The organism is Albimonas marina, assembly GCF_029223255.1.
Taxonomy (GTDB): Bacteria; Pseudomonadota; Alphaproteobacteria; order Rhodobacterales; family Rhodobacteraceae; genus Albimonas.
In genome coordinates, this window is sequence record NZ_JARHUC010000007.1 from 61,422 (window position 1) to 77,753 (window position 16,332).

Genomic DNA, 16,332 nt, shown 5'->3' on the forward strand with positions numbered 1-16,332 from the left:
AACGCTCGTGGCCGTCCTTCCGACCCCGTCCGCGCCCACCGCCGTCGGCGGAACCGTCGTCGCCTCCGACCTGACCGGCGGCGCCTCCGTCAACCTGGTCTCCTACGCCAACGCGTTCACGGACGCCTTCTCCTCCTCCGGCGACGGCGCGCAGATCTACGACCGCGACGCCTCCCCCTCGATCCCGTTCGCGGTGCTCGACGACAGCCTCGTCACCTTCCCGGCCGACACGCTGGGCATCGTCGACGACACCAACCTCGACCCGTTCTTCGGCGTCACCGACACGGTGAACGGCGACAACCCCGCCGGCGAGGTCTCGGCCGCCTGGGTCTTCGACATCGCCGGGCGGAGCGACCTCTCGATCTCCATCGACCTCGGCGCGATGGGCGACTTCGAGAGCGACGATGCGTTCGCCTTCGAGGTCTCGATCGACGGCGCCGCGCCCACGATCCTGTTCGAGGCGGTCGTGGACGAGGACGCCGCGCTGACCTACACGCTCGCCGGCGGCGCCGAGGTCTCGCTCGACGATCCCCTGACCGTGGGCGGCATCGCCCTGACCAACGAGCTGACCGAGTTCGCCGCCGCCGTGGCCGGCGCCGGCTCCCAGCTGACGCTGACCTTCCGCGGCTCGACGGACGGCGGCTCCGAGGCCTTCGCCTTCCAGAACATCGTGGTGAAGTCCGGCGCGACCATCGAGGAGCCGGGCGCCGGCATCGACGCGCCCGAGCCCTCGGGCGCCGTGCGCCTGTCGCGCGTGTGGCAGCATGACTCGGGCGCCGGCGAGGGCGGCTCCGAGGTGGTGCAATACGACGACGGCAAGCTGGTCACCACCAACGGCGCCGACGACAGCGTCGACGTGCTGGACGCGGCCACCGGGTCGCTGCTGCTGTCGATCGACCTCTCGGCGCTGCCCGGCTACGACGGCGTGCAGTCGGTCGACATCAAGAACGGCCTGATCGTGGCGGCCATCGCCCGCCCGGCCGTCGACGTCGACCTGTTCGGCACGACCGTCTCCCAGTCGCAGAACGGCTTCGTCGCGATCTTCGACGCCGAGAGCGGCGCCCTGATCTCGACCGCCGACGTGGGCGTGCTGCCCGACATGATCACCTTCAACGACGACGGCACGAAGGTGCTGGTGGCGCTCGAGGGCGAGAAGAACGAGGACTCCGACCACGACGACGACCCGCTGGGCGGGATCGCGGTGATCGACGTGTCCGACCCGACCGCGCCGGCCACCACCGTGCTCGACTTCGCCGCCTTCAACGGGTTCGAGGACCTGGCCCGCGAGGCCGGCGTGCGCATCGCCCCCGGCGTCTCCTTCGCCGAGGACATGGAGCCGGAATACATCGCCCTCTCGCCCGACGGCGCCACCGCCTTCGTGACGCTGCAGGAGAACAACGCCGTCGCCGTGCTCGACCTCGCCTCGATGACCATCACCGAGGTGATCGGGCTGGGCACGCGCGACTACTCGACCGAGGGCAATGAGCTCGACGCCAACGACAACGGGATCATCGAGCTCGAGACCTTCGACGATCTCGTGGGCCTGTTCATGCCCGACGCCGTCGCCTCCTACGAGGTGGACGGTCAGACCTATTTCGTCACCGCCAACGAGGGCGACGACCGCGGCTGGGACGCCGAGCGGGTGGGCAAGCTGGCCGACGCCGGCCTGATCGACCCCTCGGTCGACATCGAGGGGCTGGAGCGCCTGGCCGTCTCGACCGTCGACGGCGACCTCGACGGCGACGGGGACATCGACGTCCTGCACGCGCTCAACACCCGCTCCTTCTCGATCTTCGCCGAGGACGGGACGCTGGTGTACGACTCCGGCTCGCTGTTCGAGACCTTCATCGCCGCCAACTACCCCGAGCGCTTCAACGACGACGACGGCGAGGACGGCGAGAACCGCTCCGACGCCAAGGGGCCGGAGCCCGAGGCGATCGAGATCGGCCAGGCCTACGGCAAGACCTTCGCCTTCATCGGCATGGAGCGGGACTCGGGCGTGTTCGTGATGGACATCACCGATCCGACGAACGTGTCGCTGGTCGACTACATGCCCGGCTTCGGCGCCGGCGACCTCGCCCCCGAGGTCATCGAGTTCATCCCCGAGGCCGAAAGCTCCACCGGCTTCGCGCAGATCGCGGTGTCCTACGAGGTGACCGGCACGACCTCGCTGTTCAACCTGCTGCCGGACGAGGCCTCGATCGGCCAGATCCAGGGCGCCGGCCACATGTCGGCGTTCGAGGGGATGACGGTGACCACCACCGGCATCGTCACCGCCGTGGACAGCAACGGCTTCTACCTGCAGGACCCCGAGGGCGACGGCGACGACGCCACCTCGGACGCGATCTTCGTCTACACCGGCTCCGCCCCCGCGGTCGTGGTCGGGGACGAGGCGAAGGTGAAGGGCACGGTGACCGAGTATGTCGCCGGCTCGGGCAACCTCGCGCTGACCGAGCTGACCTCGCCCACCGTCGAGGTCCTGTCCTCGGGCAACGAACTGCCGGCGGCGATCGTCATCGGCGCGGGCGGCCGCGAGATCCCCGACCAGATCATCTCGGACGACGAGCTGCCCGTGAACCTCAACGAGGATCCGGTCCACTTCGACCCGACCGAGGACGCCATCGACTTCTGGGAGAGCCTGGAAGGCATGCGCGTGACGGTCGAGGGCGGCGCGGTGATCTCGCCGACCAACCGCTTCGACGAGACCTGGGTGGTCTCGGACGAGGGCGCGGGCACGACCCCCGGCCTGACCGACCGCGGCGTGCTGCAGATCAACGCCGACGCCGACGGCTACGGCGACCTGAACCCCGAGCGGATCCAGCTGCAGTATGACTCGGGCCTGCTGCCCGACGGGTTCGACGCGCCCGACCTGAACGTGGGCGACATCCTCTCGGACGTCACCGGCGTGGTCGGCTACGACTTCGGCAACTACCAGATCGCGGTGACCGAGGAATTCACGGTCGAGACGCCCTCGACCAACGCGCCCGAGGTCTCCGAGCTCGAGGGCACGTCCGACAAGCTGTCGGTCGCGACCTTCAACGTCCTCAACCTGACCTCGGCCACGGGGACGGGCGACTCGGACGACGACGACGCCGCCCAGATCCAGGCGCTGGCCCAGCAGATCGTGGCCAACCTGAACTCGCCCGACATCATCGGCCTGCAGGAGATCCAGGACAATTCCGGCGTCTCCGACGGGCTGATGGACGGGATCGTGGCGGCGGACGAGACGCTGCAGGCCCTGATCGACGCCATCGTGGCGGCGGGCGGGCCCGAGTACAGCTTCATCGACTCCGACTACGGGACCGAGCAGAGCCACGGCGGCGTGCCCGGCGGCAACATCCGCAACGCGTTCCTCTACAACGCCGAGCGGGTGGACCTGGTCGCCTCCGAGACGCTGGACGCCGAGGCGCTCGCCGCCTACGGGGTGAGCGACCCGGACGCCTTCGCCGGCACCCGCGAGCCGCTGCTCGCGGTCTTCTCGTTCGACGGCGAAGAGATCGTCCTCATCAACAACCACTTCCCCTCGCGCTCGGGCTCCGACCCGATCTTCGGCGCCGAGCAGCCCTTCGAGCAGGGCGGCGAGGCCGACCGCGAGGCGGCCTCCAAGGCGGTGAACGAGGTGGTCGACGCCCTGGTGGCGGCGAACGCCGACGCCAAGGTGGTGGTGATGGGCGACCTCAACACCTTCGAGTTCACCGACGAGGTGGCCGAGGACCTGGCCGGCACGGGCGCCGAGAAGGTGCTGACGCACCTGGCCGAGTTCGCCGAGGAGGGGGACGTGTGGTCCTACATCTTCGACGGCAACGCCCAGGCGCTGGACCACATCCTGGCCACGTCGAACCTGCTGGGCGGGGTCGAGGTGGACTATGTCCACGTCAACGCCGACCAGGCGCAACAGGCCTCGGACCACGACCCGGTGCTGGCGCTCTTCGACTTCGGCTTCGTGCCGGGCGAGGTGATCGTGGGCGGCAACGGCAAGCAGGAGCTGATCGGGACCGCCGGCGACGACTTCATCTACGGCAAGAACGGCAAGGACCTGCTGAAGGGCCTCGCCGGGGACGACGCGCTCTACGGCGGCCGCGGCAAGGACGATCTGCGCGGCGGCGCGGGCGACGACCTGCTGGTCGGGGGCCTCGGCAAGGACCTGATGACCGGCGGCGAGGGCGAGGACGTCTTCGTCGTGCAGCGCAAGGGCGGCTGGGACGAGATCACCGACTTCGAGGCCGGCGTCGACACGATCCTGGTCGAGGGCTTCAAGCCCGCGGTCGGCTTCGAGGACGTGTCCTTCAAGGAACACAAGAAGAAGGACTACGCCTGGGTGATCGTCGACCACGACAAGGTGGCCAAGGTCACCTCGGACGACTTCGACCACCTCTCGACCGACGACCTGATGTTCGCCTGACCCCTCGGGCGATCCACGAACCGGAAGGGCCGGGGCGGCGACGCCCCGGCCCTTTCGCGTCGGGCGCATGTCGATGCGCCGCCGCCCGGCGCTCGCGGGCGCCTGGCCTCGGGGACGGGACGGCGCAATGACATGCGACCGACGCGGGCGACTGCGCGGCGAGGGCCGGTCCCCCCTTGCGGCCCGCCGCCCCCCGTCGTTCCCTGAGCCCCTGCGCCGGCCCCGCGCCGGCGCCCGAGGGGGGGCGACGATGCACGAGCCGACCATGCTGATCCTGGCCATCGGGGTCTTCGCCTACGCCGCCACCGCGCGGCGGCTGGCGGAGACGCCGCTGACCATGCCGGTGATCTGCCTCGCGCTGGGGCTGGGGCTGTGGAGCGTCGGGCTCGCGCCCCGCGCGCTCGACGCCCGGCTCGACATCGTGGCCGAGATCGCGCTCGCCGTCGTGCTCTTCTCCGACGCCGCGCGCACCGATGCCCGCGCGCTGCTGCGCGCCCACCTGTGGCCCACGCGGATGCTGGCGCTGGGCCTGCCGCTGGCGATCCTGATCGGCTTCGCCGCCGGCGCCCTGATGCTGCCGGACTGGCCCCTGCTCGAGGTCGCGCTGGTCGCCGCCATCCTCGCGCCCACCGACGCGGCGCTGGGCCAGGCCGTCGCCACCTCCCCCCTGCTGCCCGAGCGGGTGCGCCGCGCCCTGGTGGTCGAGAGCGGGCTGAACGACGGGCTCGCCCTGCCGCTGGTCCTGCTCTTCGCCACGCTCGCCGGCGCGGCCGAGGGCGCGGGGCCCGGCGGAGGCCTGGGAGCCTTCGTGCAGTTCATGGCCGCCCAGATCGGCTTCGGCGCGCTGACCGGGCTGGGGGCGGGGCTGGCGGGGGGCGCGCTGCTGGGGCTCGCCCGCGCGCGCCGCTGGCCGCAGGAGGAATCCGAGGGCATCGCCGCGCTCGCCATCGTCGGCTTCGCCTATTTCGCGGCCGAGGCGGCGGGGGGCAACGCCTTCGTCGCCTGCTTCACCGCCGGGCTCGGCTTCGGCGCGGCCCTCTCGCTCACCGGCCCCCGTCAGCCGCCCGGCGGCTTCCTGGCGGAGTTCCTGGACGGCGAGGGCCAGGTGCTGGTGCTGGCGGCCTTCGTGCTGATCGGCACCTCGATGCTGCCGCAGGCCTTCGACCGGGCCGGCTGGCTGGAGCTGTCGCTGGTGCTGGTCTCGCTGTTCCTGGTGCGGCCGCTGGCGATCTGGCTGTCGCTGAGCGGGACCGGCGCGCCGCCCCGCGCGCGCCTGTTCCTCGGCTGGTTCGGGCCGCGGGGGCTGGCCACCGCGCTGTTCGCGCTGGTCGCGGTCGAGGGGCGCGACCTCTCCCACGGGGAGGACATCCTGGCGATCGCGGGGCTGGCGGTGGCGGTCTCGGCGATCCTGCACGGCGCCTCGGCCGCGCCGGCGGCGCGCCGCTGGGGGCCGAAGCTGGAGGGGTAGGGCAGGGGGGCGCGAGGGCCCCCCCGCCCGTCGCTCAGCGGAAGGGACGGAAGGCGTCGCGCACTTCGCGCACGAAGATCTCGGGCTGCTCGAAGGCCGCGAAATGCCCGCCCTTCTCGACCTCCGTCCAGCGGCGCAGGTCGGTGTAGACCTTCTCGCACCACGAGCGGGGCGCCGGCACGATCTCCCGCGGGAAGACCGTCGCCATGGCGGGAATGTCCACCTGCGGCGGCCGCCTGCGGAAGCTCTCCCAGTACAGACGCGCCGAGGAGCCGCCCGCCCCCGGCAGCCAGTACATCATGATGTTGTCGAGCATCTCGTCCTTCGAGACCACGCTCTCGGGATCGCCGTCGTTGTCGGTCCAGGCGTGCATCTTCTCGTAGATCCAGGCCGCCTGTCCCACGGGGCTGTCGACCAGCGCATAGCCCAGGGTCTGCGGCTTGGTGGATTGGATGCGGGAATAGCCGGTGTGCTCGTGCCGATGCGCCCGGTTGCGCTCCAGCGCCCGCTTCTCCTCCGGCCCCGGGTTCGGATCGTCCCGCTCCGGCACGAAACTTGGCATGTTGAGGTGGATCGCCTCCAGCCCCTTGGCGCGGATGTGCCCGAGCTGCGTGGTCACCGCCGCCCCCCAGTCGCCGCCCTGCGCGAGCCACGAGTCGTAGCCCAGGCGGCGCATCAGCTCCTCCCAGGCCTTGGCGATCTTCTCGACCCCCCAGCCCGTCTCGGTCGGCTTGTCCGAGAAGCCGTAGCCCGGCAGCGTCGGGGCGATCACGTGGAACGCGTCGGCCGGATCGCCGCCATGGGCGGCGGGATCGGTCAGCGGCCCGATGATCTGCGCGAACTCGATGACCGAGCCGGGCCAGCCGTGGGTGATCAGCAGCGGCTTCGCGTTCGGATGGGGGGAGCGGGCGTGCAGCAGGTGGATGCCCAGGCCCTCGATCACCGTGCGGTAGGAGCCGAAGCCGTTCAGCATCGCCTCGCACCGCCGCCAGTCGTAGTCGTTGCGCCAGTAGTCGACCAGCTCGCGCACCTTGGCCAGCGGCGCGCCCTGCACCCAGCCGCCGGGGGCGGGCTCGGCCTCGGGCCAGCGGGTCAGGTCGATACGGGCGTTCAGGTCGTCCAGCGCGGACTGGGGCACGGAGATGGGCCAGGGGACGACGGCGTCGTCCCGGGTCGCGTCGGTCATCGAAATCCTCCCGGTGGGCGCGCCGCAAGATCCGGGCGCCCGTTGTTCTCGGCGCGGATCATGGACCGGGGCGCGGGACGGGCTCAAGCCTCGCGAGGGCGGCCGCGCCCCGAGGCGACGGCGCCGCGTCCCCGCGGGCGATCGTCGCCCCGCGGCGCGCGGGGGTTGATCGGGGCGGGCGGGCGCGGTCATCTGCGCGCCCGCATCAAAGCCGCCCGACGCCGGGAACCGCCCATGATCCGCGCCTTCGTCGCCCTCCCCCTTCCCGATCCCCTCCGCGACCGCCTGGAAGAGCTGGGCGAGGACGTCGACGAGGGCCGCCCTACCTCATGGGAGAACCTGCACCTGACGCTCGCCTTCCTCGGCGAGCGGCGCCCGGAGCTGCTGGAGGACGTGGCGGTGGAGCTCGAGGGGATCTCGCCCCCCGCCCCCACGGTCGAGCTTCGCGGCGTGGGCGCCTTCGGGGGCGCGCGCCCCCGCTCGGCCCATGTCGTGGTGCGCCCGGATCCCGCGCTGTCGGAGCTGCGCGATTCGATCCGGCGGGCCTGCCGGCGCGGCGGGCTCGACCTGCCGCATGAGCGCTTCACGCCCCATGTCACCGTCGCCCGCTTCTCGACCCGGGCGCCGGCGGGCGAGGGGCTGGCGCGCTGGCTCGCGCGCAACGCCGCCTTCGCCGCCCCGCCCTTCACGGCGCAGACGGCGGTCGTCTACCGCTCGGACCTGGGCCCGGACGGGCCGATCTATCAGGAGTTGATGGAGATTCCGCTGCTCTAGCGGGAGGTTGCGAGGACGCCCCGGCCCTCGCGACGCGCCCTCAGGCCCGGCGGGCGAGGGCGCCTCGGCCGGTCACCAGCCGTAGCGCCAGGCGATCTCGCGGCGCATCTTCGCTTCGGCCAGGGTCAGGCGCACGCTCCAGCGGCCGACCCGCCGGTCGCGCTGCACGCGTCTCCACATGTTCGTCCGACCGTTCATCATCATGCGCTCCCCACACCACTCGTCCTTGGCGCGCTCATGTTTAGGCCGGCCGCATTACCCAAAAGCGACGGGCGCGTGAAGATCTCACGCGCCCGACTATCTTTCACGTCCGGTTAAATTTTGGTTGCCGTTGCGTCGGCGCCGCACGCGGCGGCCTGCGTCCATCGGGGCGCGCCCGATCCGGCGACGATCAGCGCCACCCCTGCGGCGCGTCCCAGAAAGGGCGGTCCGCCTCGCTGCGCGCGAGGTCGCCGTCGAGGCCGATGTCGCGCAGCTGCTCCGGGGTCAGCCGGGCCAGCGCCTTGCGCTGCCGAGCCACTTCCCGCATCTCCATGAAGCGGGAAACGAAGCCGAAGACGCCCACGCCGCGGGACGCGGCGGCGGGCGCGCGGGTCGCGATAGCCGTGTTGGTCATGTCATGTCTCCATTCACCGATCGTGATGCTTAACAAGCGCTGCATCACCGTCGTTGATGCATATGGTTGGGCGTGTTACATTCCGCAAACGAATGGTTTTGACGGCGCTCATCACGGAGCTTGATATGCCTCGCAACCTCGACATCACCGCCCTGCGCAGCTTCGCCATGGTCGCGGAGGCCGGCGGCGTGACCAAGGCCGCGGCGCGGCTGCACCTGACCCAGTCCGCCGTCTCCATGCAGTTGAAACGGTTGGAGGAATCCATCGGTCTGCCGCTGCTTGACCGCTCCGGCCGGGCCCCTCAGCTGACCTCCCAGGGGGAGCTTCTGCTGTCCTACGCGCGCCGCATGATCGCGCTCAACGACGAGGCCTGGGGCCGCCTGACCGGGCAGGCGTTCGAGGGCGAGATCACGCTGGGCGTGCCCGCCGACATCGTCTACCCGCACATCCCGCGGGTCCTGCAGCGCTTCAGCCGGGAGTTCCCCAGGGTGAAGGTCACCCTCGTCAGCTCCTACACCCGCCGCCTGCACGCGCTGCGCGAGCGCGGCGAGGCCGACCTGATCCTGACCACCGAGCACACCCCCCGCCCCGGCGCCGAGCTGCTGGAGCGCGCCTCCCTGGTCTGGGTCGGGGCGCCCGGCGGCCACGCCTGGAAGGCCCGCCCTCTGCGCCTCGCCTTCGAGAACAACTGCATCTTCCGCGCCTCGGTGCAGGAGGCGCTCGACGACGCCGGCATCCCCTGGGAGATGGCGGTGGAATCCGAGACCACGCGCACCATCGAGGCCTCGGTCTCCGCCGACCTCGCCGTCCACGCGGTGATCGAGACCGCCGCGCAGCGCCACCTCGAGGTGATCCGCCACGGCGGCGCGCTGCCCGAGCTGCCCGAATACCTGATCAACATGTATCGCGCCGACGGCGGCCCCAACCCGCTGGTCGACCGACTTGCGGAGTTCGTCGAGGACGCCTACCGCGGCATCCCCGACCGGGCGCTCGCCGCCGAGTAGCCATCCCCCTCGCCACGCCGCGCCCCGGGGCCGGCGGGGCGAGGCCCCGGGTCAGGCCCGGGGCGCCCGGGGCCGGCCTCAGCCGATCGTCACCACGACCTTGCCGGTCGCCTTGCGCGTGCGCAGCAGGTCGAGTCCCGCCTCGGCCTCCTCCAGCGGCAGGAGGTGGGAGACGTGGGGCTTCAGCTTGCCCTCGACCCACCAGGCGAAGAGCTGGGCGAGGCTGTCGCGCAGCACCGTCGGCGCGTGGGTCTTGTAGGCGCCCACCCAGAAGCCGATGGCGGTCAGGTTCTTCACCAGCAGGTGGTTCGCGGGGATCTGCGGAACCTCGCCCGAGGCGAAGCCGATCGGCAGCAGCCGCGCCCCGAAACGGCAGGACCGGAAGGCCGCCGTCCACTGCTCGCCCCCCACCGCGTCGTAGACCACGTCGAGCCCGCCGAGCCCGAGGCAGACCTCCCGGATGTCCTGGCTCTCGGAATCCAGCAGGTGATCGGCGCCCGCGCGCCGGGCGATCTCCAGCCGCTCCGGCCCCCGGGCGCAGGCGATCACCTCGGCGCCCATCAGCTTGCCGATCTCCACCGCCGTCAGCCCCACGCCGCCGGCCGCGCCGGTGACCAGAAGCCGCTCCCCCGGCTGCATCTTCGCGAGGTGGTCGAGGGCCACGTGAGAGGTCCCGTAGGCCACCTGGAAGGAGGCCGCGTCGGCCGGGCTCATCCCCGCGGGCACCGGCGTGCACAGGCGCGCGTCGGCCAGCGTCAGCTCGGCCAGCCCCTCCTCGACCAGCGCCGCGACCCGGTCGCCGGGAGCGAGGCCGGCGACGCCCTCGCCCAGCGCGTCCACGATCCCGCAGACCTCGCCGCCCAGCGCGCTGGGGAGGGTCTTCTTCTCCTGGTAGCGCCCCTTCACGTGCAGCGTGTCGGCGAAGTTCAGCCCGCAGGCCTCGACCCGCAGGCGCACCTGGCCGGGGCCGGGCTCGGGCGCGGGCAGCTCGTCGAGGCGAAGGGTCTCGTTCAGCGCGTGAAGGCGCATGGCGCGCATCTGGGGTCCTCCCGGGGGGCGTCTCGGTCTCCGCCGAGGGTGCAACGGGGCGGCCGGCGTTGGAAGGGGGGCGCGCGGGGAGCCTCGCGAGGCGGGGCTCGCTCGGGGGGCGCTTCGCGCGGAGCGCCATCTAGGGGCGCAGGGGGTGCTCCTGACTCACCCGGGAACAGAAGCGCCCGCGCCTGCTCCCCGGATCCGTCCGTCGCCTCGATGCCTGGGCCCGGACGCCGAGTCGGTCAAGGACAAGCCCCGCGCGGGGCGCGGGGTCGCTTCGCGATCCTGGACCGACTCGTCGCCCGGACCCTTTCCGGCATCGGCGACGGACGGCTCCGGGGAACAGGCGCTCCCGGGGGGCGCACGGAGCCCGGGGGAGGGACGCGCGCGGGGCGCGTCCCTCCGGGGTCAGGCGCGGTTGTCGGGCTGGGCGCGCACGGCCAGGCGGCCGGCCCGCGTCAGCCGGTAGGGGCCGCCGGCGTGGGAGACGATCCAGCGACGGCGCACCAGGCGGCGGAAGACGGCCATCGTGCCGTCCTCGAGCCGCCAGCCCTCCCGCGTCAGACAGTCGACGGAGAGGGGCTTGCCGTTGGGCGCGCGCTCGACGACGAGCGCCCCGCCGCGGGCGAGGGCGTGCAGCACGCGCTGCTCGCGTTTCGAAATGTTCATGGAAGGAGATCCGCAGACGCAGTCCATCGGGCCGCGCCGTCGTGGGACGGGCGGCGGGCGAGGCGGTCAGCGGGCTACAATCTCCAGCATCCAAGCTCCCTGGTTGCGGGGCGGAGAATGGGGATGCGCCGGGCGCGGATCAAGCGGCGGGCGGCGCGTCGGGCTCGATGGGGACGACGGCGTCGCCCAGGCGCAACGGCCCGGGCGCGAGGACCTCGGCCGTCACGCCCCCGTGGCCGCGCAGGGCGGAGTGGCCGCCGGGGCCCAGCGCCTCCTCCATCCGCGAGCAGGGATGGCAGGGGCCGGAGATGCGCAGCGCCGCGCCGCCCACGCGCAGGTCCGTCCCCCGCAGGGCGAGGAGGTTCAGCCCCGCGACCGCGAGGTTGCGGCGCAGGTCGGCGAAGCCCGCCTCCGGCGCGCGGGCGAGCGAGCGGATCGCCTCCAGGTGCTCCGCCTGGATCAGGGTCACGGCGCGCCGGCCGGGGCGGGCGTGGTCGCCCAGCAGGCCGTGGGGCCCGATCTCCGCGGCCTCCATGGCCTGCATCGGCGCGCGCCGCTCCGGGCGCAGGCCGATCCACACGATCCGGCCCGGGCCCGCGTGGCGCGCCAGCATCGCGGCGAGGCGTCCGTCCATCGGTCGTTCCTTCTTCATCGGCGACGCGCGAGGTCGCTTCCGTAGCGCCGCCCGCCGCTCATGGCTCTGGCGCCGGGGCCGGGGATCGTCATAGTCCCGCCACCCGCGCCCCGCGCCGCCCGCAACCGCAGAGGACCCGCCATGACCGGACCCGCCGACCCCCGCCAGTTCGTGCTGAATCTCAGCTGCGACGACAAGCCGGGCATCGTGGCAGCGATCACCACCGAGCTGGCCTCGATCGGCGGCAACATCGAGGAATCCAACCAGTTCCGCGACCCGGCCATGAACCGCTTCTTCATGCGCATCGCCTTCTGGGCGCCCGCGCATCTGACGGTCGACGACATCGACCGCGCCCTGCGCCCGGTGGTCGACCGCTACGAGATGCGCATCGCGCTGGGCGACAGCGCGCGCCGGCCGAAGATCATCGTGATGGTCTCGAAATTCGACCACGCGATGCAGCACCTGCTCTACCAGCGCCGCGTCGGCTGGCTCGACGCCGACATCGCGGCCATCGTCTCCAACCACGAGGACAGCCGCGCCGACGCCGAGCGCGAGGGCATCCCCTACCACTGCTGGAAGGTCACCAAGGACAACAAGGCCGAGCAGGAGGGCAAGCTGTTGGAGCTGGTGAAGGACACCGGCGCCGACCTGGTGATCCTCGCGCGCTACATGCAGGTGCTGTCGGACCAGCTCTCGAAGCGGCTCTACGGCAAGGTGATCAACATCCACCACTCGTTCCTGCCCAGCTTCAAGGGCGCCAAGCCCTATCACCAGGCCTACGAGCGGGGGGTGAAGCTGATCGGCGCGACCGCGCACTACGTCACTCCCGACCTCGACGAGGGCCCGATCATCGAGCAGGAGACGGTGCGCGTCACCCACGCCATGTCCGCCGAGGATTTCGTGGCCGAGGGCCGCGACGTGGAATCCCGCGTCCTCGCCCACGCCGTGAAGGCGCATCTCGAGCGGCGCGTCATGCTCAACGGCCACAAGACCGTCGTCTTCTCCAAGTGACGCCCCTCCGGCCGGGGGCCTGGGCGCCCCCGCCCGCCCCAGGCCCCGGCGCGACGCCCGAGCCCGCCGCCGAGCGCCTGTTCTTCGGAGCCGTCCGTCGCTGATGCCGATCAGAGCGAGTCGGCGGGAGGGGTCAGGGATCGCGAAGCGACCCGCGCTTGCGCGGGCTTGTCCTTGACCCCTCCCGGCGACTCGCTCAGGCATCTTCAGCGACGGACGGCTGCGAAGAACAGGCGCGGCCTCTGTTCTTTGGTGAGCTCCCGAAGCGCCCTTCCTCCTCCCGCCGCCCCGCCGCCGCCGCCCCTCTGGACGCGCGCCGCCCGCCGCGGGCCCAAGCCCGCCCGCAGGGCGCCTCCGCCCCTCGCGTCCCGTCCCTCGCTTCCCGCCCATGGCTTGACCCGGCCCCGCCTTCCGGCTCTCTGGGCGCGTCCGTTTCCCTAGCCGCGCCGGAGGCTCGCCCATGACCCCGTTCCCCTCCTTCCGCCTCGACGGCCGCCGCGCCGCGGTGACCGGCGCCGGGCGGGGCCTGGGCCTGGCCATGGCCAGGGCGCTCGCCGACGCTGGCGCCGAGGTCGCGCTGATCGCCCGCTCGGGCGACGAGGTCGAGGCCGCCGCCGCAGGGATCCGCGCCGAGGGCGGCCAGGCCGAGGCCGTGGCGCTGGACGTCACCGACCTCGCCGCCGTGCGCGCCTTCTTCGACGGCCGCCCGGCCTTCCACGCGCTGGTCAACAACGCCGGCTCCGCCCGTCACGGCCGCTTCCTCGAGGTCGAGGAGGCGGATTTCGACGCGGTCTTCGCCCTCAACGTCCGCGCCGCCTTCTTCACCGCCCAGGCCGCCGCCCGGCGCATGGCGGCGGAGGGGATCGCGGGCTCGATCGTCAACGTCTCCAGCCAGATGGGCCATGTCGGCGGACCGGAGCGGTCGGTCTACTGCGCCTCCAAGCACGCCATGGAGGGGTTTACGAAGGCCATGGCGGTGGATTTCGCGGACAGCGGGCTGCGCGCCAACACGCTCTGTCCCACCTTCGTGGTCACGCCGCTGACCGCCCCCTTCTTCGAGAGCCCCGCCTTCGTCGAGTTCGTCGGCCGGCGGATGCCGATGGGCAAGCCCGCGACGCCCGAGGACGTGGCGGCGGCGGCGGTGTTCCTGTGCTCGGACGCCTCGCGGATGATGACCGGCTCGGCGCTGAAGGTGGACGGGGGCTGGACCGCGGGCTGAAGACGGCTCAGTCGGGCAGGGTCGCCGGCGGCAGGTCGAAGCTTCGCACCGAGAGCGTCTCGCTGTATTGCAGCAGCGGGCAGACCTGCGCGACGCGGTCCGCGGGCGCGTCGTCGAGCGCGAGCGAGGGGTCGATCAGGATCGCCTCGATCACCCGGTCGCCGGCGGGCAGGGCGACCTCCTCTCCCGCGATCCGCAGCGTCTCGCTCGCCACGCCCAGCGCCAGGCCGAGGTCGCAGGAGAGGAGGAGGAGCGACTCGTAGAGGCGCGCATCTCCGGCGCATTGTCCGAGCCGCGGGTCCCGCACGATCCACCGCGCCCGCCAGGCCGGCGCCTCCGCGTAGAGCGCGGCGCGGCCGTCGCTCCACCTCTGCGGGTCCGACCAGTCCTTGCGCAGGGCGATGACCCGCGGGTCGTCGTCCGCCGCCGGGGCGACGTCGACGCGCGTGACGTTCAGGCGTTCCATGTAAGGGGCGTCGTCGGCCTTCCCGCGCAGGCAAGGCGAGGTCGCGCATCCGGCGAGCAGGGCGGCGCCGAGGACCGCGACGCCCGCCCGCGCCCGCCCGGGCGGGCCGGGGCGGGGGCAGGTCGCGGCGCGGGGCGGGGCGGGCGGTCTCGGCGGCACGGGCGGCTCCCGGCGGCGGCGGGGGCCCCGACCTTCCGACGCGGGCCGCCTGCGGGCAAGGGCCCTCGGGCGCCGTCGGCGACGCGGCCTGCCCTCGCGCGCCCGGACCGGGCGAGGGCCCCGCGCGGCCCCGCCGCAGTCGGCGGCGCTTGAACCCTCGGGCGCGCCGACGCAGGGTCTTGGAGAAACATCGTTCACGCGGGCGAAACCATACCCGTTCAGGATGCCGCCGCCCGACCCGCCTGATGGAGCCCCCATGCCCGCCGAGGATCCCGCCTTCAGCGCCGCCGAATACGCCCGCCGCCTCGCGCTGACGCGGATCGAGATGCGCAAGCGCGGGCTCGACGCGCTCTACGTCCAGGATCCCTCGAACATGGCCTGGCTGACCGGCTACGACGGCTGGTCCTTCTACGTCCACCAGGGGGTGCTGGTGCTGCACGACGGCGACCCGATCTGGTGGGGCCGGCGCATGGACGCCGAGGGCGCCAAGCGCACCTGCTGGATCGGCGACGACCGGCTGCGCTCCTACAACGACGACTTCGTGCAGGCCGTCGACCGCCACCCGATGCAGGACCTCGCCGCCCTGTTGCGCGAGCTGGGGCTGGGCCGCTCGGCCATCGGGGTCGAGCTAGACAACTACTACTACTCCGCCCGCGCCCACCTGACCCTGTTGCACGAGCTGCCGGAGGCCGAGCTCTACGACGCGACCGCGCTGGTGAACTGGCTGCGCGCGGTGAAGTCCGACGAGGAGCTGGTGTTCATGCGCCGCGCCGCCCGCATCTCGGAGGCGCTGCAGGACGTGGCGCTCGAGATGATCGAGCCGGGCCTGCCCAAGAACCGCCTGACCGCCGAGATCTTCTCGACTGCCATCCGCGGCCTGAAGACCGAGGACGGCGAGGACATCTGGGGCGACTACGCCGCCATCGTGCCGATGATGCCCTCGGGCCCCGACAGCGCCGCCCCGCACCTGACCTGGGACGGGCGCCCGTTCAAGGAGGGCGAGCCGACCTTCTTCGAGCTCTCGGGCTGCTACCGCCGCTACCATGCGCCCTTCTGCCGGACGGTCTACCTCGGCAAGCCCCCGCAGGAGATGGTCGACGCCGCCAAGGCCGTGGCCGAGGGGATCGAGGCGGGGCTCGACGCCGGGCGGCCCGGCGCGCGCGCCTCGGACGTGGCGCGCGGGCTCTATTCGGCGCTGCACCGGGCGGGGCTGCACAAGGACGGGCGCTGCGGCTACGCGGTGGGGCTGAGCTATCCCCCCGACTGGGGCGAGCGCACGATCTCGCTGCGCCTGAACGACGACACGCCGCTGGTGGCGGGGATGACCTTCCACTTCATGCCCGCGATCTGGACCGAGGCCTGGGGGCTGGAGATCACCGAGACCATCGTCATCGCCGACGACGGCCCGGCCCAGTGCCTGTGCGACCGGCCGCGGGAGCTGTTCGTGAAGGCCTGAGCCGGGGGCGGGAGAGGAGGCGCCCTGCGGGCGGGCTTGGACTTCTGGGTTCGGACGCACCCGGACTTCGGAGGGCGGGAGCCTCCGGCGGGCTCCTGACTCACCAAAGAACAGGGCCCCGCGCCTGTCCTTCGGATCCGTCTCTCGCTGACGATGCCTGAGCGACTCGGCGGGAGGGGTCAAGGACAAGCCCCGCGCAAGCGCGGGGTCGCTTCGCGATCCCTGACCCCTCCCGC

At 72.6% G+C, this 16,332-nt stretch carries 14 protein-coding genes; 7 read left to right on the forward strand and 7 right to left on the reverse strand.

Going from position 1 to position 16,332, the window contains the following annotated elements; all coding sequences use genetic code 11:
• Window positions 1-7: 7 nt before the first annotated feature.
• Window positions 8-4,402, forward strand: coding sequence for a choice-of-anchor I family protein (locus tag P2H44_RS18710; RefSeq protein WP_275765818.1), 4,395 nt, complete (start codon window positions 8-10; stop codon window positions 4,400-4,402).
• Window positions 4,403-4,652: 250 nt separating this feature from the next.
• Window positions 4,653-5,870 carry a cation:proton antiporter domain-containing protein gene (locus tag P2H44_RS18715; RefSeq protein ID WP_275765820.1) on the forward strand — a complete coding sequence of 406 codons (1,218 nt, stop codon included), beginning with the start codon at window positions 4,653-4,655 and terminating at the stop codon, window positions 5,868-5,870.
• 34 nt (window positions 5,871-5,904) lie between these two features.
• On the opposite strand, the gene P2H44_RS18720 is transcribed toward P2H44_RS18715, so the two are convergent.
• The gene (locus tag P2H44_RS18720; RefSeq protein ID WP_275765823.1) at window positions 5,905-7,056 is read right to left on the reverse strand and encodes an epoxide hydrolase family protein; all 1,152 of its coding nucleotides are present in this window, start codon (window positions 7,054-7,056) and stop codon (window positions 5,905-5,907) included.
• 234 nt (window positions 7,057-7,290) lie between these two features.
• On the opposite strand from P2H44_RS18720, the gene thpR reads away from it, so the two are divergent.
• A complete protein-coding gene (gene thpR, locus P2H44_RS18725; RefSeq protein WP_275765825.1) occupies window positions 7,291-7,830 on the forward strand; it encodes an RNA 2',3'-cyclic phosphodiesterase in 540 nt (179 codons plus the stop codon).
• Window positions 7,831-7,902: 72 nt separating this feature from the next.
• On the opposite strand, the gene P2H44_RS18730 is transcribed toward thpR, so the two are convergent.
• Together P2H44_RS18730 and P2H44_RS18735 are read right to left on the reverse strand one after the other, a co-directional pair.
• Window positions 7,903-8,028 carry a hypothetical protein gene (locus P2H44_RS18730; protein WP_275765830.1) on the reverse strand — a complete coding sequence of 42 codons (126 nt, stop codon included), beginning with the start codon at window positions 8,026-8,028 and terminating at the stop codon, window positions 7,903-7,905.
• Window positions 8,029-8,221: 193 nt separating this feature from the next.
• Window positions 8,222-8,446 (reverse strand): DUF1127 domain-containing protein, encoded by a 225-nt coding sequence (locus P2H44_RS18735; RefSeq protein WP_275765833.1) that lies wholly within the window; start codon window positions 8,444-8,446, stop codon window positions 8,222-8,224.
• 125 nt (window positions 8,447-8,571) lie between these two features.
• Here P2H44_RS18735 and P2H44_RS18740 point away from each other — a divergent pair, with 125 nt between their 5' ends.
• On the forward strand, window positions 8,572-9,450 hold the full coding sequence (locus P2H44_RS18740) for a LysR family transcriptional regulator (protein ID WP_275765836.1): 879 nt from the start codon (window positions 8,572-8,574) through the stop codon (window positions 9,448-9,450).
• A gap of 78 nt (window positions 9,451-9,528) precedes the next feature.
• Here the strand turns inward: P2H44_RS18740 and P2H44_RS18745 are convergent, their stop codons facing one another.
• The 3 genes from P2H44_RS18745 to P2H44_RS18755 all read right to left on the reverse strand — a co-directional run bounded on the left by P2H44_RS18745 (window position 9,529) and on the right by P2H44_RS18755 (window position 11,785).
• The gene (locus P2H44_RS18745; protein ID WP_275765839.1) at window positions 9,529-10,488 is read right to left on the reverse strand and encodes an NADPH:quinone oxidoreductase family protein; all 960 of its coding nucleotides are present in this window, start codon (window positions 10,486-10,488) and stop codon (window positions 9,529-9,531) included.
• 402 nt (window positions 10,489-10,890) lie between these two features.
• Complete coding sequence (locus P2H44_RS18750) at window positions 10,891-11,151, reverse strand: YjhX family toxin (RefSeq protein WP_275765842.1); 261 nt, start codon at window positions 11,149-11,151, stop codon at window positions 10,891-10,893.
• Between the two features lie 139 nt (window positions 11,152-11,290).
• Entirely contained in the window at window positions 11,291-11,785 is a 495-nt protein-coding gene (locus P2H44_RS18755; RefSeq protein ID WP_275765844.1) for an MOSC domain-containing protein, read from the reverse strand.
• A 141-nt stretch (window positions 11,786-11,926) separates the two neighbouring features.
• Between P2H44_RS18755 and purU the strand changes: the two genes are divergently transcribed.
• Complete coding sequence (gene purU / locus P2H44_RS18760) at window positions 11,927-12,796, forward strand: formyltetrahydrofolate deformylase (protein WP_275765847.1); 870 nt, start codon at window positions 11,927-11,929, stop codon at window positions 12,794-12,796.
• Window positions 12,797-13,256: 460 nt separating this feature from the next.
• Window positions 13,257-14,015, forward strand: a complete 759-nt coding sequence (locus tag P2H44_RS18765; protein ID WP_275765849.1) for an SDR family NAD(P)-dependent oxidoreductase — start codon at window positions 13,257-13,259, stop codon at window positions 14,013-14,015.
• A 7-nt stretch (window positions 14,016-14,022) separates the two neighbouring features.
• Here P2H44_RS18765 and P2H44_RS18770 read toward each other — a convergent pair whose 3' ends face one another.
• Window positions 14,023-14,481: a hypothetical protein gene (locus P2H44_RS18770; RefSeq protein ID WP_275765852.1), complete on the reverse strand. Its 459-nt coding sequence runs from the start codon at window positions 14,479-14,481 to the stop codon at window positions 14,023-14,025.
• A gap of 415 nt (window positions 14,482-14,896) precedes the next feature.
• Between P2H44_RS18770 and P2H44_RS18775 the strand changes: the two genes are divergently transcribed.
• Window positions 14,897-16,096, forward strand: coding sequence for a M24 family metallopeptidase (locus P2H44_RS18775; protein ID WP_275765855.1), 1,200 nt, complete (start codon window positions 14,897-14,899; stop codon window positions 16,094-16,096).
• The last annotated feature ends 236 nt before the right edge of the window (window positions 16,097-16,332 follow it).